This window comes from Oceanobacillus luteolus, assembly GCF_023715655.1.
Classification (GTDB): domain Bacteria; phylum Bacillota; class Bacilli; order Bacillales; family Amphibacillaceae; genus Oceanobacillus; species Oceanobacillus luteolus.
The window spans coordinates 1-1,611 of record NZ_JAMBON010000111.1 but is presented as its reverse complement, the minus strand read 5'-3'; the positions used below and the strand labels follow the sequence as shown (position 1 = coordinate 1,611).

1 protein-coding gene is annotated in these 1,611 nt (G+C 43.3%); it reads right to left on the bottom strand.

All coding sequences use genetic code 11. The features are described from left to right. Positions 1 to 119 precede the first annotated feature (119 nt). Positions 120 to 1,469, bottom strand: a complete 1,350-nt coding sequence (locus tag M3210_RS19870; protein ID WP_251518023.1) for an ISLre2 family transposase — start codon at positions 1,467 to 1,469, stop codon at positions 120 to 122. Between the last annotated feature and the right edge of the window lie 142 nt (positions 1,470 to 1,611).

Below are 1,611 nucleotides of genomic sequence, written 5' to 3'. Positions count from 1 at the left end.
GATTGAGTCAAGTACTTGTGGGAGTTTTTTAAGTCCCTTATTTTATACTGTTTTCGTCCAGTGTTTTGTTAGCGTTATCAACCCTATATTGCTCTAAAATGTTTGGGTTCTTCTATTTTTTAAATTCCGCGCAAGCCTTTCAATGCTGCGGTAATTGGCTTCCCAATCGCTTGTTTGAGGTAACCTAAGTTATTGCGCGTTGCTTCCGCGGAGCTGTCTTTGAGCTTCTCAACGAAGTGTTTTGGCGGTTTTTCCGCCTTAGGTTCCTGCTTCAGTTCTTGTGTCTGTTCCAGGATGCCGTGCAGTGTTTTAATTTCCAAGTTGTCTTTCAGAGCGACCATCACATCAATGAATTTATCAAGCCCTTCCTTACTCCAACTGCGACCATTCTTCAGTCTTCTGGCAAACACACTCATGGTTCCCTCTGCACTTCCCATTGGACGGAAGCCCGTTGTATCTATGCCTTTTTTCTCCAGCTTTTTGCGATAATCTCCTAATGCCTCTGGATACTGGGAAAGTTGTGCGATTAACTCTTCCAACCGTTCTTCTTTCTTTTCATTTTCAAGCGTACCTACCGCACTATTTAATTCCGCCATAAAACCCTCCGAATCGTATGCTGCCAACTTTTTTCGAACCGAACGGTATCTGGGGTGTTCACGGAAAATGCGCTGCACATCACGCGCCACATGAAAACGATCAATGACAAATATTGCGTTATGCCGAAAGTAGTCTCTACAGGAGGTAATCCACTTTGCTCCATCCCCGTTGATCACGAGGTGATGCTTCGTGGGTTCGTAGTGGTAAGTCGTCATGAGATACTGCTCAAATTCCTCCCAGAACGGTAAGTTTCCTTCGTGAATAAAGTGCCGTTTCTCCACAAGCTTTGCCCGTTTTCCATTCCTTTCCCAGCCTTGATGAATACTGGCTATTTTTACTTCTCTCCCTTTTCTCCCTTTCTTCTGGCTTTTGGTGTATAGACCATCCACCTCGACAAATAACACCTCTTGTTCCAGTGGTACGGACTCTTCTGGAATAACTTCTGTATTCAAAAGCTGTTGGCGGATGCCTTCGTGACTGATAACTGGATAGCCCAAAAGCTTCTCCATTGCCTTCCCCGCTTGTCGGTAAGAGACTCCCGTTACAGCCAGTTCGATAGCCAAGTCTTGTACGACTGGACTCATTCCTTTGGTACCGTCAAAAGCTAAGTATTGATCCAATAAGTAGACATACTTTCCAGTTTCCTTATCTTGATAATAATTCCGTTTCAATTCCACCTGCCCAAAGACAGATTCAAACTTTAGCGTTCGTTTATCTTTTAGGTAAAACCTTTTTTTATCTCTTCCGGAAGCAATAGCTTCATCTAATTCCCGGAGGGTTTCCGCCATCACTTGGGAAAAACTTTCTTGTAGTGCGCGATAAGTAATTTGTTCTAACTCTTTCATTGTCAGCGTAGATATGATATCTTTCATTGGAGGACCTCTTTCTATAGTTGTTGTTTTGGTAGACTCTAACTATATAAAATTGGGTCCTCTTTTTCACGTAAAACGCCCTTTATACTACCGCGCTTCGCTTGCTTGCCCTGTCTTTGGTGTTGAAGTCTTGCGACTTCAA